The organism is bacterium (assembly GCA_013360215.1).
Classification (GTDB): domain Bacteria; phylum CLD3; class CLD3; order SB21; family SB21; genus JABWCP01.
The window spans coordinates 34045-51531 of sequence record JABWCP010000012.1 but is presented as its reverse complement, the minus strand read 5'-3'; the positions used below and the strand labels follow the sequence as shown (position 1 = coordinate 51531).

At 46.1% G+C, this 17487-nt stretch carries 19 protein-coding genes and 1 tRNA gene; 7 read left to right on the top strand and 13 right to left on the bottom strand.

The genetic code is table 11. From position 1 onward, the window contains the following. Positions 1-218 precede the first annotated feature (218 nt). From HUU58_09445 to HUU58_09435, 3 genes are all read right to left on the bottom strand, one after another. Positions 219-291 (bottom strand) — tRNA-Phe (locus tag HUU58_09445). Positions 292-526: 235 nt separating this feature from the next. Next, complete coding sequence (locus HUU58_09440) at positions 527-1117, bottom strand: hypothetical protein (GenBank protein ID NUN45896.1); 591 nt, start codon at positions 1115-1117, stop codon at positions 527-529. A 199-nt stretch (positions 1118-1316) separates the two neighbouring features. Next, on the bottom strand, positions 1317-2711 hold the full coding sequence (locus HUU58_09435; GenBank protein NUN45895.1) for a S8 family serine peptidase: 1395 nt from the start codon (positions 2709-2711) through the stop codon (positions 1317-1319). Between the two features lie 205 nt (positions 2712-2916). Here HUU58_09435 and HUU58_09430 point away from each other — a divergent pair, with 205 nt between their 5' ends. Beyond that, positions 2917-3726 (top strand): hypothetical protein, encoded by an 810-nt coding sequence (locus tag HUU58_09430; GenBank protein NUN45894.1) that lies wholly within the window; start codon positions 2917-2919, stop codon positions 3724-3726. Positions 3727-3782: 56 nt separating this feature from the next. On the opposite strand, the gene HUU58_09425 is transcribed toward HUU58_09430, so the two are convergent. The 10 genes from HUU58_09425 to HUU58_09380 form a co-directional block, all read right to left on the bottom strand. Further along, the gene (locus HUU58_09425) at positions 3783-4283 is read right to left on the bottom strand and encodes a GNAT family N-acetyltransferase (protein NUN45893.1); all 501 of its coding nucleotides are present in this window, start codon (positions 4281-4283) and stop codon (positions 3783-3785) included. A 51-nt stretch (positions 4284-4334) separates the two neighbouring features. Continuing rightward, positions 4335-5177 (bottom strand): maleylpyruvate isomerase N-terminal domain-containing protein, encoded by an 843-nt coding sequence (locus HUU58_09420; GenBank protein NUN45892.1) that lies wholly within the window; start codon positions 5175-5177, stop codon positions 4335-4337. 60 nt (positions 5178-5237) lie between these two features. Continuing rightward, positions 5238-6617 (bottom strand): M20/M25/M40 family metallo-hydrolase, encoded by a 1380-nt coding sequence (locus HUU58_09415; GenBank protein ID NUN45891.1) that lies wholly within the window; start codon positions 6615-6617, stop codon positions 5238-5240. 34 nt (positions 6618-6651) lie between these two features. Continuing rightward, a complete protein-coding gene (locus tag HUU58_09410; protein ID NUN45890.1) occupies positions 6652-7305 on the bottom strand; it encodes a hypothetical protein in 654 nt (217 codons plus the stop codon). Between the two features lie 39 nt (positions 7306-7344). Then, positions 7345-7785, bottom strand: coding sequence for a hypothetical protein (locus tag HUU58_09405; protein NUN45889.1), 441 nt, complete (start codon positions 7783-7785; stop codon positions 7345-7347). Positions 7786-7910: 125 nt separating this feature from the next. Further along, positions 7911-9083 carry an acyl-CoA dehydrogenase family protein gene (locus HUU58_09400; GenBank protein NUN45888.1) on the bottom strand — a complete coding sequence of 391 codons (1173 nt, stop codon included), beginning with the start codon at positions 9081-9083 and terminating at the stop codon, positions 7911-7913. Positions 9084-9111: 28 nt separating this feature from the next. Continuing rightward, the gene (locus tag HUU58_09395; GenBank protein ID NUN45887.1) at positions 9112-9573 is read right to left on the bottom strand and encodes a hypothetical protein; all 462 of its coding nucleotides are present in this window, start codon (positions 9571-9573) and stop codon (positions 9112-9114) included. Positions 9574-9677: 104 nt separating this feature from the next. Beyond that, entirely contained in the window at positions 9678-10091 is a 414-nt protein-coding gene (locus HUU58_09390; protein ID NUN45886.1) for a hypothetical protein, read from the bottom strand. Positions 10092-10135: 44 nt separating this feature from the next. Beyond that, complete coding sequence (locus HUU58_09385) at positions 10136-11878, bottom strand: DUF1957 domain-containing protein (protein NUN45885.1); 1743 nt, start codon at positions 11876-11878, stop codon at positions 10136-10138. Positions 11879-12029: 151 nt separating this feature from the next. After that, the gene (locus HUU58_09380) at positions 12030-13283 is read right to left on the bottom strand and encodes a pyridoxal phosphate-dependent aminotransferase family protein (protein ID NUN45884.1); all 1254 of its coding nucleotides are present in this window, start codon (positions 13281-13283) and stop codon (positions 12030-12032) included. Between the two features lie 416 nt (positions 13284-13699). Here HUU58_09380 and HUU58_09375 point away from each other — a divergent pair, with 416 nt between their 5' ends. From HUU58_09375 to HUU58_09350, 6 genes are all read left to right on the top strand, one after another. Then, complete coding sequence (locus HUU58_09375) at positions 13700-14074, top strand: response regulator (GenBank protein NUN45883.1); 375 nt, start codon at positions 13700-13702, stop codon at positions 14072-14074. 17 nt (positions 14075-14091) lie between these two features. Continuing rightward, positions 14092-14754 carry a DUF4388 domain-containing protein gene (locus HUU58_09370; protein ID NUN45882.1) on the top strand — a complete coding sequence of 221 codons (663 nt, stop codon included), beginning with the start codon at positions 14092-14094 and terminating at the stop codon, positions 14752-14754. 21 nt (positions 14755-14775) lie between these two features. Further along, complete coding sequence (locus HUU58_09365) at positions 14776-15213, top strand: hypothetical protein (protein ID NUN45881.1); 438 nt, start codon at positions 14776-14778, stop codon at positions 15211-15213. 22 nt (positions 15214-15235) lie between these two features. Next, positions 15236-16039 (top strand): DUF4388 domain-containing protein, encoded by an 804-nt coding sequence (locus HUU58_09360; protein ID NUN45880.1) that lies wholly within the window; start codon positions 15236-15238, stop codon positions 16037-16039. A gap of 10 nt (positions 16040-16049) precedes the next feature. Continuing rightward, positions 16050-16796 carry a HAMP domain-containing protein gene (locus HUU58_09355; GenBank protein NUN45879.1) on the top strand — a complete coding sequence of 249 codons (747 nt, stop codon included), beginning with the start codon at positions 16050-16052 and terminating at the stop codon, positions 16794-16796. A gap of 135 nt (positions 16797-16931) precedes the next feature. Then, positions 16932-17447 carry a roadblock/LC7 domain-containing protein gene (locus HUU58_09350; protein NUN45878.1) on the top strand — a complete coding sequence of 172 codons (516 nt, stop codon included), beginning with the start codon at positions 16932-16934 and terminating at the stop codon, positions 17445-17447. The last annotated feature ends 40 nt before the right edge of the window (positions 17448-17487 follow it).

Here is a 17487-nt window from a genome sequence, read left to right as displayed (position 1 = left end):
ACGAACATTGGAACCGATGTGTGGCAAGGGACGTGCCCGGTCACAATTATACATAACTTACAAAAAAATGCCCCATAAGTTCAAGAAATGAAAAAATATCACGGCACGATCGGTCATCACCATACACTAGTTCACGGAAGAAATAAAACTACGTGAAATAATGTCATAGGACATAAACTAAAAACCCTTAAGCTGTTGTAACTTAAGGGTCTTTGCTGTGGCTCCGGACGGAATTGAACCGCCGACACAAGGATTTTCAGTCCTCTGCTCTACCAACTGAGCTACAGAGCCAAATTCATATGTTTTTTTATTTTCAGGCAGGCAATAATATCAAAAGAGACCGAGGATGTCAAGATTTTTTTCAGTTCGTTGATTATTCGGACACATGACGGCAAAAGGCTGAGAACACATTTGTTTTCAGCCTAAATACCGGAGAGGATCCGATGCTCCCGATACGTTTTCTAAAAGATTCAGATTCCCATGTTACCCCCTTGGCACGACAGGACCCGTGAAAACGATATCGGAATTAAAAGTGATACGTCAGATTAACTTGAGGTCCGCGAATGGGTTTATCGCCAAGCTGATAGTCTTTCTTGTTTTGTTTTTTCTGAAAGCTGGCGCCCATACCGATAAAATTGACATCAATACCCAAACGTCCGTCGAAAAATAACGCCGTCATTCCGAGACCCAATCCCATTTTGATATAGTTACGACGACGTTCCGATTCACTGCGATCGCCGGTTGTAGGGTCGTAGATCCCAAAACGGTCAATGTCAAGAAAATAGCTGCCACCACTTACGACATTGACACTGACACGTTTGTTGATTCGGCTAAAAGTGTATTTGAAAGTAAGGCCGGTATTAAAATCGCTTTGGCTTTTTTGGGCAACACCGCCGATGACAAACAGTGCTGAAAAATTTCTAAAAAGATCACGTTCGTATGATAAGCCAACCCCGGATACATTTCCTGCAGCAAAGCCGATACGGTTTTTGGTTTCATAGTAAGTGCTTTTTGGCTCGGGCGTAAGCGGTTCTTCGTTTGCGACTTCGATCGTTTGAGCGGCCACCATTACATGGGTTGCGAAAACGAATGTGAAGATTTTCAGTAAATTTTTCATGACGAGACTCCCTAAAAGTTTTTGATATGTTATTGCTACGTGTGATAGAGATCACAATTTGTATGCCAAAAACATAACATTAAAAATTAAGGATTTAATGATGTGCAATTCAGAAGATTAATTCACAGGAGTGAAAATAAAATACAAGCCTGCAAGGAAAAAGAGGCAGTTGGCAGGCATTTGTATGAAGGACAGACGATCAGATATGCAGAATGTTATTCATTCCTCCGAACGAGTCGGCAGTTTTATGCGGATTGAGCGGGTCTTCGGTCCATAAAGTATCATCCACAAAAAATTTGTACTGGTATTGCCCGGCTGATAAAAGGGGTATATCAACACGCCATACACCGGGACGAATTTCAACGAAGAGTAATTTGTTCTTTTGCCAATCCGTAAAATCACCGACAAGATTGACCTTGCGGATATTGCGATGGTAATACAAAAAAACAATGCGATCTTTGAGTATCAATGGAGACTCGTGAATTTCCGGCATAGACGTTTCTATCAAAGCCTGTTCTACACAAGCCTTGGCTTGAACGAGGCCGAATCCTTGTTTCTCGGGTGCAATGCCGGGTATACGTTTGGCCGTCGTTTCGAGGATCATACGTATCATGGTCGGCGTCAGCAATGGATTAGCTTCCAGCATTTGCGCCACTACGGCGGCTATGATCGGCGCGGCAAATGAAGTGCCATCAACGTGTTGAAAACCCGGTGCGATAAATTTTTCGCCGTCCATGCGTTGCCGTATAGCTTTTTTGATTTCTGCCGGCTTGAGAGAAAGAATAGCCGCGTCTAAGCGCGTTTTATGTATCAACGACCTTAACTTACGCTTCAGATTACTGGCCGGTGTTTTATAAAGTACATGCAGAATTTCCGATTCCGCATATGTAAAATTTTCCGGCAGCATTGGTGCCGGTAAAAACCGGGCATGCGCTACGATTTCCGGTTTACTCAGACCATCTAAAGTAATACCGTAGGAGGAACCATATTCGCTGGCCGTATCCGGGTTTTTGTCGTTATGATCGTAGATACCTCCGACGGCGATAGCAAAGCGGCAGCTCGCCGGTGGAATCACCGGTCGTGAAGGATTATTGCCGGCCGCCGCAATCACGGTAATGCCTAACTGATGTAAACGGTGAATAGCCTTGCAAATGCGGCTTTTTTCGGAAGGTTCATTGCGGTCACCGCCCACGGATACACTGACGACGCGAATATGATACGGCTTGTGATGGGCGATAATCCATGTGAGGGATTTAAGGATATACGACGATTTTACTTTTTTACCGTCAAAGGCTTTGATCAAAACTACATTAGCTCCGGATGCGATTCCGCGATAATAACCTTTGGACCAGATGCCGTTCCCGCAGGCGGAGCAGGCTACCATCGTACCGTGCCAACTGGACGGCCGGATTGTATGAAAATCTTTTTCCGTAAATGCTTCCGATGACACATCCACAAATTTTAGAATACGACCGCGCAATTCCGGATGTGGATAATATCCGCTGTCCACAAAAGCGATAGTCACACCACTACCATCATAGTCGGCATGCGGCCGGACGCGTTCGCGTAAAGAAAGGACAGGGTATTTTTTCAATCAACGGTACACTTTATGATACATGATTGATCAATAAAAACAATTATCGTTATGGAAATCAAGCGGTTTTTATTATAAGCACATAAAAGAGATGGACATCGTAATCATTATAAAATATATTTACTTTGTTCACGTAAATGGTATTCAATCGTAATTACAGGTGTCATCAATAATTAACCTGTATAACAAAACCAGAGGGGATTTTATGAAAAGTATGAGATTATTTGTGTTTGGTGTTCTGACGCTGACCATGTTGGGCTGCGACAGCAATAATTCCAATGTGCTTATCGCTTATGTTTATCAGCATGAGTATTTGGGCTCCGAAGGAAATGATTTTGATTATGACGGAATTGTTATGGGCGATCCTCTGCCGTTTATCGAATCGGTTACTGCAAAAAACATCACCGGCGTGGAAGATTTATTTGTTTTTCAAAATTCATTCGATTTTGATTTTGCATCCGAAGCCTCATTTGGCGATGGAGATATCGCGATCAAAACTACCGAAGGAACGATAACAGGCACCGTAGATCAGCCGACGATGTATGATAGTGTCAAAGCAAGTACGACGGATTATTATATTCCTTTGAATACCGCGTTGACATTGACGACGTACGGTGGAAACTCAGACTTCAAATATATTTCCGCGGAATTAGAATATTATGATGGCGAATCATGGTATTATGTTGAAATTGATTCAGCATTTGAGGGCAATACCTTTACTTTTCCGGCCAGCATGCTTGATACGGAGTCGTATCTATATATTTATGGTATTGATTGCGCCAATGGACCTATCGCTAAAGCCGGTGCGTCCGGTAACATGGGCGGCGATGGTACCGGATTTATGTGGCATATTGTATCAGATGATACTTTCTATATGTCTTTTGCTGTCGGTATAGAAGCCGGCTCCAATGTTAAAAAATCGTCCTCGCATGTACAGGAACGTCGTACACGCGAAGATAGAAAACGCCGTTTTCAGGAAAAAACTACAAAAATATTGAATACATCGGCGATGTAGAATTTTGATTAATTCTATTTTACTAGAAAAAAGAGCCGCTAATTGCAGCTCTTTTTTTATTCCATGACCAAAGTTTCGCCGCTGTAGCCGGGTAATTGGATGATTTCTTTTTCGACGAGGCCGAGTTTTTTGAGCAGTTTGATAGAAGACGCATTATCCGGTGAAGTGATGGCGATGATTTTATTGAGGCCGTGCTGTTTTTGACCATAAGCCATCGTAGCCGCCGCCGCTTCGTACGCATAACCTTGCCCCCAATATTCCGGTAAAAAAGCAAACCCGATGTCCGCATGTTCGAGTGTGTCACGTTTGAGCAAACCGCACATGCCGATAGGTGTATCCGACCCTTTTAGAACTACAAGAAATAAACCAAATCCGTATTTGGCATACATCGCCATCGGGCCATCGGTAATATAACGTACAGCGTCTTCGGGGCTGTGTACATTACGATCTCCGATAAACCGTAACCACGATGGTTCGTTGACCAAGCGCAGGATAAAATGTTTATCTTCATGGGTCAATCGGCGGAGGATCAAACGATCTGTTTCTGCAATAATCATAGGTTTCATTTGATTGTATAAATAAGTTATTGACCGTCGGTTATAAAAAAATCAAGCCATGACAGCCACCATATTCAGCAAGGGGTTAAGCCAAAAATCATCGCCCTCAAGCATGTGGATATAGGGACGTGCACGCTCGCCATTCAGATTTTTAGTAAAAATACGCCAAGCCGCTTTTTTTTCGATACGCATGTGTGCGTGCGGCTTCGGATCGGTACCACTGAAAAGTTCCCACTTGTTATTATTTCTTTTCAAAAACCAATTAGCATCAGTCAAGTCGGATACTGTAAACTGTAAAACTATGCCGTCGGGAGCCGGCATATTACGATATACATACGGCAGCGCACGCATACTGGTATCAAGATAAGGCAAATACCATACGTTCTGCAAAAGTGTCACCTCATCGCCGAGCGATGAACGAATTTGTTGCTGATGATGCCATTTTTCAGTGTACTCCCGAGCGACATGAAACCAATTTTTAGACATGGATTCACCCGCCCACGTAACGGGAAATACCGCATCATCATCATGGCGTATCGTTTTCAAATAAGCACAGTACCACGCGCCCGTAATTTCAAGCAATTCGCAAATCATCGCCGGACTGACTCGCTCAAAAGCTTTGATCCAGTCGGCATTGAGTGTATTAAGAAACTGTACCGTCGCTTCATACGAAGAAAGATCGTTCGGTGTCGGTGCAAAATGATGGTCGCGCATCGCTGATACTAAACGAATATTACCGTCAAGCAGATGTATGGCTACATCACGAACCGTCCACGAACCGGCTGATGTCTGTACACGCCAGTCTTCCGGCCTTAGATTCCGCAAGCACGCGATGAGCAATCGGTCCAGCTCGGGAAATAAATGAACCGTATTAATTTCTGTTACGGGTTTCACGCGATAAAAACGACCTTAAGCATATCGTGGTAGTTTCTTCTTTTTGATACTGCAAGTTTTTTAAATGCCTTCAAACGCGATGGCGTAAGTTAGAATCGCCATGGCAATAGCTCCAAGTTCGAGTTCGCGATCATGTACTTTGTCGATCGTATCGTGATCGGAGTGATGGTAATCAAAATAACGTTGGGGATCGGGATGAAGTCCGATACACGGTACACCGGTTTTACCCAAAGGTTCGATATCGGTTCCGCCGTGCCCGGGCCCGACGCGATCGGCATCTATGATTTTGAGGAGCGATTCAAATCGTGTAATCCGCGGTAGTTTTACGGAATCAGCTTCTACGCCAAAGCCGCGCGGTGCATGCCCACCGCCGTCGGATTCCAAAGCGGCAATATGTTTTTCGTTTGGCCGCTCAACCGCCGCATAACCCTTACCGCCGCGGACGCCGTTTTCTTCGTTCATAAATAATACGACACGAACGGTGCGTTTGGGTAAAAGGCCGGTAGCCTTCATCAACCGCAACGCTTCGATAGAGTGTACGATCCCGGCGCCGTCATCGTGTGCACCTGTACCTTTATCCCAACTGTCAAGATGCCCGCCGATCACGATCACTTCTTCCGGTTTTTCCGTTCCGCGAATTTCACCGATGACATTGTACGACAGCTTATCAGCCAACGTTTCGCATGTGAGTTTCATCCGCACTTTTACCGGTTGTCCTTTGGTCAGCATAGCGCTGAGGTTATTGGCATCCAGCGTGCTGATCGCGGCGGCCGGAATTTTCGGAATGGAATCGTTGTAACGCATCGCGCCGGTGTGCGGATAGGTATCAATCCGATTGGTCATGGAGCGAACCAGTACTGCGGCGGCTCCGAAACGGGCCGCTTCGACCGCGCCGTATCCGCGTTGATCTACCGCGCCGCCGTAGGCCTCAAAAGGAGCAAATAACGTTTTATCAAACGGGCGATTGTAAAATACAATTTTGCCTTTCACTTTGTCACCAAGCGTACGCACTTCTTGAAGGCTTTTCACTTCGATGATTTCGGACTCGATGCCTTCTTTAGGTGTGGCGATACTGCCGCCCAGCGCACAGATATTGAGTTTTTGAGAGGGTGCGGTTGATGTGATAAAGGCTTCTTCGACAGGTCCGCGTACCCAATGCGGTACCATTACGGGTTCCAAACGAACATTTTCAAATCCGAGATTTTTCATCGTACGTTCGCCCCACGCAACGGCGCTGTCCGCCATTGCGGAACCGCTCAGTCTTTTGGGCGCTTTCGTCGTAAGTTCGGATAACATCGTGTATGCGTGTAGATCATTCAAACCTTGTTTCATCAAAGCCATCGCGGCCGGTTCCAAATGTTTGACATCCGGTTGTTTCGGAGCTGGTTTTTGGCATGATGCGACCATGATGATCAAAAAAACACAAAACCATTGTTTCATACGGCTGATCCTGTAGTTAAACGATAATGGTAATTTATTTGATTACGGTGCGATTTTTTTCGATCCAATACGCCCACAGTACAAATAACCACATCAGGTTCCCGGCCAGTGCTATGCCTGTAATATTTGGCGGCGGAGGACCGAGGAGATTTCCTGTATGAATGATCATAAGAAAAGCGATCAAACCCCAAAACGCCCATACGCCTGTTTTTCCGGTTGCTCGGGTTGTGCGATGATAGATAAAAATTCCCGCAGCCATTAATGCCAACTCTGCAACGACAGCAACCGGAGGAATATTCCACCAGCCGAGACCAAACATTTGCGAACTGCCCGGCGAAAGCGGTAAATCCGGTCGGTGCGTTACAAAATCCAAAATCCAGTGACTACATGCCGTGATAAAAAGTAAAGCGGCTACGCGTTGATCGCGATATCGCCGTAGCGCCCAGAGAGCAAATAGAGATGCAACGAGAAGATTGGTCATGAGGCTGTGCGAGTACGGATAGTGATCAAATGCCAGCGGCGTCATTACCGTATTGCCGGGTTCGATGCGTACCGATTCCCATCCCAATAAAAGCATGGCAGGCCATATCAAGTCCGGCCATTGTACGGTGATAAAAAGCACGGGAAGTGAAATATGCGGCATCCATTTTTTGGAAATAAATCCCGTCGCAAAATGTCCGATGAACATGTCTGCTCCTCTAAAAAATCTGAATACGAAGAATACTTATTAACGTGTAAAAGCTTCGATAAACCAATTGACAAGCCAAATCGTCGCGATCCCGCCGATGGCAATAAGCAGTATGCCGATGGCAGTAGAAATCCAACCCGACCAAATGCCGATCTGGCAATATGTTTCGCCGTTGGTCGAATATCTTTCACCGCGCAGTTTTTTGAGTTCATTGTTTCCGATGATGATAGCCATGATCCCCGGCAGCGGCGCACAAATCACTGCAAAAAAAACAAAAAACAACGAAATCAATCCGAGCGTCATGGCGAGTTTTGCCATACCGCTGGCCGGATGATCTTCGCGATGTGTGATATGGTCTTTGGGAAATCGGGATTCGCGCGCAGGTTCTTCTTTAACAGGCATTGTCAGTTCCGCGCCGCAACTGACACAGTAGGCCGACGTGTCAAGATTGTTGGTCGTGCAGTTAGGACAGATTTTCATGAGTATTTCCGAAATTGATCTTTACAATATACGCGGGAAATGACGATCGGTTACTTTGAAAATAAAAAAGCCGCAGCATAATCTCGATGCAATACGAAAACTATGCTGCGGCTGTGAAATGAGTACTACTTATAAGCCGGAATGCCCGTCACGCTTTCGCCGATGATCAACGTATGAATGTCGTGCGTACCTTCGTAGGTTTTCACGGATTCGAGATTCATCATATGGCGTATGATCGGATATTCGTCGATGATACCGTTAGCGCCATGCAGATCGCGCGCCATCCGGGCTATCTCAAGGGCGATATACACGTTATTGCGTTTGGCCATCGAAACCTGATGGAATTTCATCTTGTTGCTGTCTTTCAGGCGACCCAGTTGCAATACCAAAAGTTGGCCTTTGGTGATTTCAGTAATCATATAAGCCAATTTTTCCTGTACCAACTGGAAGCTGCCGATGGGCTTATCGAATTGGATACGTTCTTTAGCGTAACGAACGGACGAATCAAAGCACGCCATCGCGGCACCGAGTGCACCCCACGCGATACCGTAACGCGCTTGGGTAAGACATCCGAGAGGCGCTTTGAGGCCGGAGCCGTTAGGTAAAATATTTTCTTCAGGAATGCGAACATCCTGAAGTACAAGTTCGCTTGTAACGGATGCGCGTAATGAAAACTTACCTTTCATTTCCGGTGCTGTAAATCCCGGCGTTCCTTTTTCTACGAGGAAGCCGCGCACCACACCATCCAATTTCGCCCAGACAACGGCCACATCGGAAACCGTGCCATTGGTGATCCACATCTTGGCGCCATTGAGGATATAGTGCTTTCCGTCTTTGACGGCTTTAGTTTTCATACCGCCGGGATCGGAGCCGTTATCAGGTTCAGTCAGACCGAAGCATCCGATTTTTTCACCCTTAGCCAGTTTAGGTAACCAATAGTTTTTTTGTTCTTCGGAACCGTAGGCGTAGATCGGATACATTACGAGCGCGCCCTGCACCGATGCAAAACTGCGCACCCCGCTGTCACCGCGTTCCAGCTCCTGCATGATAAGTCCGTACGCGACATTGTTCATGCCGGCACAACCGTATTTCTCTGGCAGATTGGCTCCAAAAACACCGAGGTCGGCCATCTCTTTTACCAGATGCATAGGAAACGTGCCGTTACGGTTATGCTCTTCGATGATGGGCAGGATTTTGTCATCCACAAAATCCCGAACCGTATCACGCGTCATCCGTTCTTCGTCGGAGAGCAGCGTATCCATATCATAATAATCTACATTCTTAAACTTTCCAGCCATAAAACTCCTTGTATGCATTCACTTAAAATTAAAACGTCACGCCAAGAACCATGGACTTCACCCAACTACCGTCAATATTTGTTGTGCGAATCAATCCAAACGCACTCACACCTAGGCTGGCCTTTGCGCCGAATTGCAAGTTAAATCCACTGTTGGTGCTGGCATCAACACCTTTAGGTTTGGCGTATTGAAAAGTATACCCGCCGCCTGCAACCAGTTTTGCCACGCCGACACCGATGAATGTATATTGTACATCCGCACCGGTATGGATGTTTGTCGCGTTATCTACGAAGACGTATTCGGCATTCGGAACGAAGGTCAAAGGTAATACCGGCAAACTGACTTCGATATGTCCGCCGACAAAATAATCGCCGCCGTCACCGATATTGACGCCTGCGCGCGGTCCCATTTTAACAGGTAATTGAGCGTTGGCATTTTGAGAAAATGTAAATGCAGTGATCAGTGCTGCAATCATCATCCATTTTTTCATAAAAAACTCCTTTAATTTATGGGACGATTTATATTCCGTGTGTTTTATCCGAACGCGGCAAGATAAACTCAAAAAATCTGAATTTCAAGCCATTCACGAGGACTTTATTTGGGCCAGAGGACTTCCATTCCGTTTTTTCCGTTACCGACGGCGTCGGGATCCATGGGCGCGATACACCATGCGCCGACGAGATAACCTTTATCTTTTTTAAAATCTTTATACGATACCGTTCCGTAAATGGATTTATCCACGGATACATAACTGACAGAAAGAACATTATCAATGTGAATGCCGAGCCCGTAATACGAGAGATTACCGTTTTCAAACCAACGTACCATATAATAATCGCCGGTTTTTTCGATCGTCACATCGATCACATAACTTGGTTTTTCCGTATATTTTTCGCCGGGGCGAAATCCTTTGCCGGTGTAGGAACCTGTGAAAGGGTCCGATTGTGCATGGATGGCCGTGGTCATGAGCGGCAAACAAAATAAAACTAAAATCCGGGAATTTTTCATAACACCTCCGGTGTTTGTTGAGTAGGAAAAATAAGCGGAAAAAGTCAATCGTTCAAAAACCAATTCGGATCAATCAGCGCATCATCAAAAATGTGATCTTGCGATGTGATTTCGCGTAACCAGGCGCGGTCGTCCGGATGCAATGCAGAACCGTTACAATGATATTCGGACAGACGTGCTAATTTTTCAAAAGCAGTATGATGTTCCATAAAGCGCTCGGTCGCATAATCTATCGCCGACTGCGTGCTGATCAAAAAAGGCCAATCGGAAGATTCGAGAAGAAAAAGTTCGCGCACCATTTGTTTGATGATCGCGGTCCATTCGGGATCGGTATTATTGTTCCATCGCTGCACATGATCGCGCATAGCCGCTTCGTCATTGTAGATAAAAGGCCACATCCAATCCACCTCATGATTAAACCACACATAGTGGTTGCCGCCCGCACCCCAACTGCCTTCCGGAATAGCGATGATTTTTTCAGGCGGATTCTGATCCAACGATTCGGCGCAATGCATAGTTTGGATTGCGGGATCGTCATCCATCAGTTCGAAGATGGTTTTGAGAAAACCGGGACCTTCAAACCACCAATGCCCGAAAAGCTCGGAATCGAAAGGAGCGGTAAGCGTGCCTTCGTATCCGTGTTTTGTTTTAAATCGAGTGAGTGCCTGACGCACGGCTTGCACAAAATGCTGTGCATCATCGGCGATGGCCGATTGGATTTTTTGAGGCTCGTATGGTGCTTTTAGACCGAGATCGGCCTCAAGACTGGTGACGCGCCAGTAGCGGTGTCCGCTTTGCTCGTGCTTTTTATGGAAATCCAAATACCATTCGCCGCCGGGATAACCTTGTTCACTGGACCAAACCTGCATGGATGTTTCCATATCCCTTGCAAAAATGGAAACGGGATTACCGGGTGCGTCGTACGATGATTTGGTTTTATAGACATCATATACCGATTGCAGAAAATCCGCTTTAGGTATCGGGCGATTTTCACTGGCCAAACGCATCATCAGTTTGCGTAGATTTTCAAACCGTCCCATGTACATCGGTACGGCCCGACCCGGCTCGACGAGCGAGGAATCAACGATAAAATATTCCAAACCGTTAGCGTCCAGTATTTCCTCGATACCTTTACGAAGACGCGGCTCGGAGCCAAGCGCCGAAGCCACGGGCGGTGTCCATACATACCGGGGGCGATAGGCGCATTCCGGAAGCCATATTCCGCGCGGTTTACGACCAAAATATTTTTCATGTGTCACGACGGCCATTCGGATTTGCGCGTGGATATTGGCATCGGTACCGAGGAGAGGAAAATATCCGTGGGTAGCACCGCAGGTGATGATATCAAGTACGCCTTGATCCTGTAAGGTGCGAAACGCGCCGATTAAATCATGGCGGTATGTGAGTGTAAAATCTTTGAGCGTATTTTGATAAAAATCCAACCAATATTCCGCCAGCGAAACTAACTTTTTCTCCGTCGGACTTTTTTCAAAAGACACCATATCCGTGCGGGCGCGTTCAATCTCATCGTACAAAAAAGCGACAAATTCTTTTTTAAACGCTTCGCTCGCAAGTTGTTCGGTAATGACCGGAGTCATGCTGATGGTAAGGCGCGGCCGGCGGCCTTCGTTTTGCAATGCATTCAGGGCATTGAGCAGCGGAATATAAGTTTCGGACGCGGCTTCATAAAGCCACTCCATGCCATGCGGCCATTGACCATGATGCAGCACATAGGGTAGATGCGTATGCAGGACGAGGATAAAATTACCGACCGATTTTTTTGTCATGGTGCCGCGTACCGCCGTAAAAAACGATTGTTTTGAATATAGAGAAGCAAATAGGGGGAATCAAGGGAATTGGCGTATGAAAATGGCCGAACACAAAAAAACCCTGCATGCCAAAGCTTGCAGGGTTTTAAAAAATGGAGGTTGCTTTATATCAGATAACGCCGATTTTTTTACCTTCCGTGTAGAGCACGTCCAAGGCGTGATCTAAATCCTGGCGCGTATGTTTGGCGCTGATCGTACAGCGAAGACGTTCCTGGCCGCGCGCAACGGCAGGGAAAATCATCGGCAGCATGAGAATATTGTTCTCGTACAATTTTTTGGAAATGTACATCGTTTTTTCCGAGTCACCGATGATGATCGGTACGATCGGTGTTTCACTGTCGCCGTAGTTAAATCCGAATTCTTTGAGTTTGGATTTGAAGTACGACTCGTTGACGCGCAGATTTTGAAGATGCTCGGGTTCAGAACGAATGATGTCTATGATTTTGGATACGGAAACGATATTGGAGACGGGGGATGCGGCGGAGAAGATGAGGCTGCGGGCTTTATGTTTGATGTGGGAAATCACATCGCGCTGGCCACACACAAAGCCTCCGACGCCGCCTAGGGCTTTGCTGAAGGTGCCCATCAGCAGATCAATATCTTTGTCCATGCCGAAGTGTTCACCCGTGCCGCGTCCGGTTTTACCCAAAACACCGGTGCCATGGGCGTCATCTACGGCGATACACGCATCGTATTTGTTGGCAATATTGACAAAATCCGGAAGACGACAAATGTCGCCGTCCATACTGTAAACACCTTCTACAATGATCATCACATTTTTACCGCGTTTGACACTGGACTCAACGATGGACTCTAGGCTTCCCGGATCATTGTGTCGAAAATACCGTATCTGTCCGTCCAGATTTTTGGTACTTCCGCCGCGCGTCATGTGGGTTCCTACGGCCAGCGCGCATCCGTCAAGGATACAGGCGTGGCTCAGTTTGTCAATGGCCAGCACAATATTATCTTCGATCGAATCATCGGCTTTGACCAGCATGGCCGATACGGTGCCAAGCAAAGTCTGATAACCGGTACTAAATACAATGCAATTTTCTTTTTGCTTCCAGTCGGCAATTTTTTCTTCCAAGCGCGTATGTTCGATGGTCGTGCCGACGACATAGCGGGATCCGCAGAGTCCCGACCCGTAAATATCCAGCGCTTTGCGTGCCTCTTCGATCACACGCGGATCATGCGTAAGACCCAAATAATCGTTGGATGAAAAATTGACGAGATTTTGACCTTTGACGGTGATATATGTGCCGGTGCGTTCCAGTTCCGTAAAGTAACTGTATAAGCCTTTGGCCTTAATATCTTCGACAAAGTTAGAAAACGGTTTACATTTTTCGACTAACCACGTACTCATGCCCTGCTCCGGTTATTGGATGACACCCTCAACGATACCCGAAACTATATACAACCAATATAAGTCAGGTATATCAAAATTTTGGGAAAATACACAGCTAAAAATAAAAAGTAAAGGAGTTTCTTTGTCTTAAAACGATGCTAAAGTCTTGAAAATTCTTCACGAAGCATATCTTTTCAATTGACAATCTCCATTCGCTTTTCATATATTTCCCCGCTATTTAATTTATCTTGTAATTTGAAAGTCTGAAAGAATACCCGAATAATCATTACGCAATTCATTGCAGTAAAGATTCCAATCATCGGTCACAAACATAAAATTTCAAATTATTAAGCGTATGGTGTCTGTTAAACCGATGCAGTTCGGTTTTGTAATTATTAAAACAAATGTTTTTTTCAATGGCAATCTGAGGCCTTATGTCGGGTACTTTAAAGCGAATTTTGATTGTAGATGACGAAGAGACGCTTACGTTTAGTCTCTACCAGAGTTTTATCATATCTAAAGAAAATTACGAAGTCGTGACAGCTTCCTCCGGTACCGAAGCGTGGGAAAAATTTGCCGAACATCCGTTTGATCTGATATTGACGGATATTACCATGCCCGGCATCAGCGGGATCGAATTGCTCAAACGCGTAAAAAAAGAACGCCCGCAGACGCATGTGATTATCATGACGGCATACGGTTCGGATGAAAAAAAAGAGGAAGCGCTGAGTTTTGGCGCATACCGCTATATCGAAAAACCGTTTGAAATCAAGATGATGAAAAGCGTAATTGCCGAAGCGTTGAAATAAGAATAAAGGGTATTGACGTGGCGCTTGTAGGAAATCTAAGAGATCTCAAATTGACCAACATCGTTCAACTGAACTGTATGGAAAAGAACGAAGCGATGTTTACGGTCGAATTACGCAATGCGGTCGGACGTATTTATTTTGCGGAAGGTAATATCGTACACGCGACATTTGGTGCTGTAGAAGGTGAAGATGCCGTGTATAAAATATTAGCTATCAAAGAAGGCCCTTTTAAAGTCGAAAACGGTGTTGCTTCACCGAAGCGTACGATCAATGCACCGTGGGGCAATCTGATGATGGAAGGCCTTCGCCTGATTGATGAAGCCTTAGAAGCCAAAGGCGAAGCCATGGCCAAGTTTACCCGTGACATCAAAACCATCAACGGCGTAAACGCGGTGCTGGTATCGTCACCGCAGGGCGAGATTCTGATGGAAGACGGCATTGCCAACGGAAAACGCACCTCTGCCGGTATGGGTTTTATAATGCGCAAACTGGCTAAGATAGGCCGTGCTTCCAAATCAGGCACGTATAAGTTTGGCATCGTAACGGGCAAAAATGATCGAAAAATTATTTCCAAGTGGCATGACGATATTATCACGCTGACCGTAGAACAAAAAGCGGCAGCGGATCTGATCGAGCAGGCAATAGAAAAAGCGCCCGGTATTCAAAAAGTTTCCGAATAAGCGTTTTCCACGGACAGGATTATGAAAGACAAACTCGAAGAAATCAATAGCGTCAACGGTGTCAAAACCTCATTTATTTATTTTAATGACGGCGAAACGGTGTATGCCAATATGCCGCAAGGTTTTGACGAAGCGACGTATGTGGAAATCGCGCGCGATGTGATCCAGGTGGCGGCCATGTTTGATCGCCTCTCCACGCCGCTGCATGAATACGATCTCAAATACGATAATGGGCGCGTCATCGCCTATCCGATGAGTAATTTTAACTTGATCATTCTGTGTCAGCCCAATGTGAGCGTGGCGATGCTGCGCCTCACGGTCAATGTGGCGCTGGCGGATCTGGAAGCCGATAAAAAATTTCAAAAAAGACTCAGTAAAGTTGAAGCGTCCCGCCGCAGTTTTCTGGTGCGGAGCAATATGGATGCGGAAAGCTGGGCACTGGTCGAAGTTGTCAATTAACCAACACGTGCGGGCCTGATCCATGGCAACCGTTCTCTCCGGAAATTTATCTCACGTTGACGTGCTGAGCATCGTCAAGTTATTGGTCGCAGGTGACCGTACAGGACGCATTTTGCTGGAGCGCGGCGATCAACGCGAAAATGGGGAAATTTATCTGGCCAATAAGCGTATCGTCCATGCCGTGTGCGATACCTATCTCGGCGAACCCGCCTTCCACGAGTTGATACTCTGGACCAGCGGTAAGTTTTCATTTGAACCGGATGTGGCGTCGCTTCAGAAAAGCATTGATAAGGAAACAGGCAAGCTCATCACGGAAGCGACGTTAGAGTATGAAGCCTGGCAAAAAATTGCACGCCACATACCTTCGTTCCGCGTCAAATTTCGTAAAACAGATAATGAACCTTCGCCGACCATTCGTCTTAAAGCTAAAGACTGGGAATTGCTACATCTCTTAGAAAAAGACGAATATTCCGTGGATGAGTTATCCTCGCGTCTTGGTATGAAAGATATGGATGTGGCGGGGATCGTATACATGCTGGCCGAAGCCGGGTTGATCACGGCAGTTTCAGGCGCTACAGCGTCGGCCGATAAACAAAACGTATCCTCTGCATTTTTCAAGAACCTGGAAAATGAATTGATTCAATTGATCGGGCCGGTGGCCTCGATCATTATCGACGACGTGGTTGAGACGTTTGGCGAAGATCAGAGAACGTTTCCCAAAGACAAAGTGCCGCCGTTGGTGGAGGCGATCGCCAATGAGATCTACGATCCGGCCAAACAATTGGCCTTTAAACAACTGATGCTCAAACAAATCCGTACATTGTGATCGGACGATTATGGCCAAAGGACTAAGCCTAAAATGGAAAGTGCCGCTCGTGATCGTGAGCGGTGCGTTGATTGCCGGTATCACGATTACCATTCTTGTGGTACAGTTGGTGTCGGGTTCACTGCAGTCCGAACTGACAGAGCGCGGCAAAGCGATCGTGACCACACTGTCCAAACAGGTGGAACGTCCGCTGGTCGGCGATGATGAAGTGGACATCCAGAATCTCGTGGATATAGCTTCCGGTTTTACCGCCGTATCTTACGTGTATATTTCCGACAAAGAAAATAAAGTGGTTGCACAGAAATTTAAAGTCGGTTCGTACAATCAACGCACGATGGTAGAAGCGGCCGTGATTGACGGCGGCGGTGATTATAAGATTGACTTGACACAAGTCGAAAATACAGAAACCTACGAAATTTCCACACCGATCGGCGCCGGTACGTTGGGCAATGCACACGTCGGAATGTCCGGAAAATTTATTGATGACACGATCCGTGCTACGGCGCTTTTAGTGGGCGGCGTACTCGCTCTGGCCGTGGTTTTCGGTATGATCGTCGCGTTGTATCTTTCGAACGCGCTTACCAAACAGCTATTGTATCTGACGGAATCGGCCGAGCAGATCAGTAAAGGCGATCTGGAATCCATCGTGCGCGTCGAAGCGACCGATGAAATCGGTGATTTGGCGGATGCGATTGAGCGTTTGCGTGAATCGTTGAAAGCGGCTATCGAACGTTTGCGAAAGAAAAAGGCCGGTTAAAAAATTATTTGACTAAAGGACGAAAATTCCATAGGTTACGGTTGTTAATCCGTAATGCGATGCACGTCCGCTTATCAAGATCCAATTTTGATTATTCTTTTAAGATTACCATAACCAGAGCAAAGGGTAACCGCTATGTTGCAGACGAAAAAATTGAAAGACGGTAGCAAGCAAATTATTCTCAACGGGAAACAATTTGAGGGCGTTACCAAAGTTTTGTCTGAGCTGGCGTCGAAAACGAAAGCTTCGGCGATTCTTTTTGCGGATATGAGCGGCCAGCTCATCAGCCAGCGCGGCAATACGGACAAAATGAACACGACAGTGCTTTCGGCGTTAGCTGCATCGGATTTTGCAGCGACGGCGGAAATGGCCAAACTTGTCGGCGAAGACGCTAAGTTCAAATTGCTTTTTCACGAGGGTGAAAAACGCAATGTTTATCTTTCCAATGTCGGCGACAATTTTTTCCTCGTCGTCGTGTTTGATACCAGCGTAACGCTCGGCCTCATTCGTATTTACACGAAAAAAGCCATCCAGAATCTGATTGAAATTTTTGAAGATTCTTCCAATTCCAGCGATGATTCCGCAAAAGACCTGATTGACTCCGAATTCGGTTCGCTCCTCGGGGATGCACTCGACGAATCGTTTAAATAACGGATTATCCGGTCTGCTGATTCAACCATAAAACCTTAGA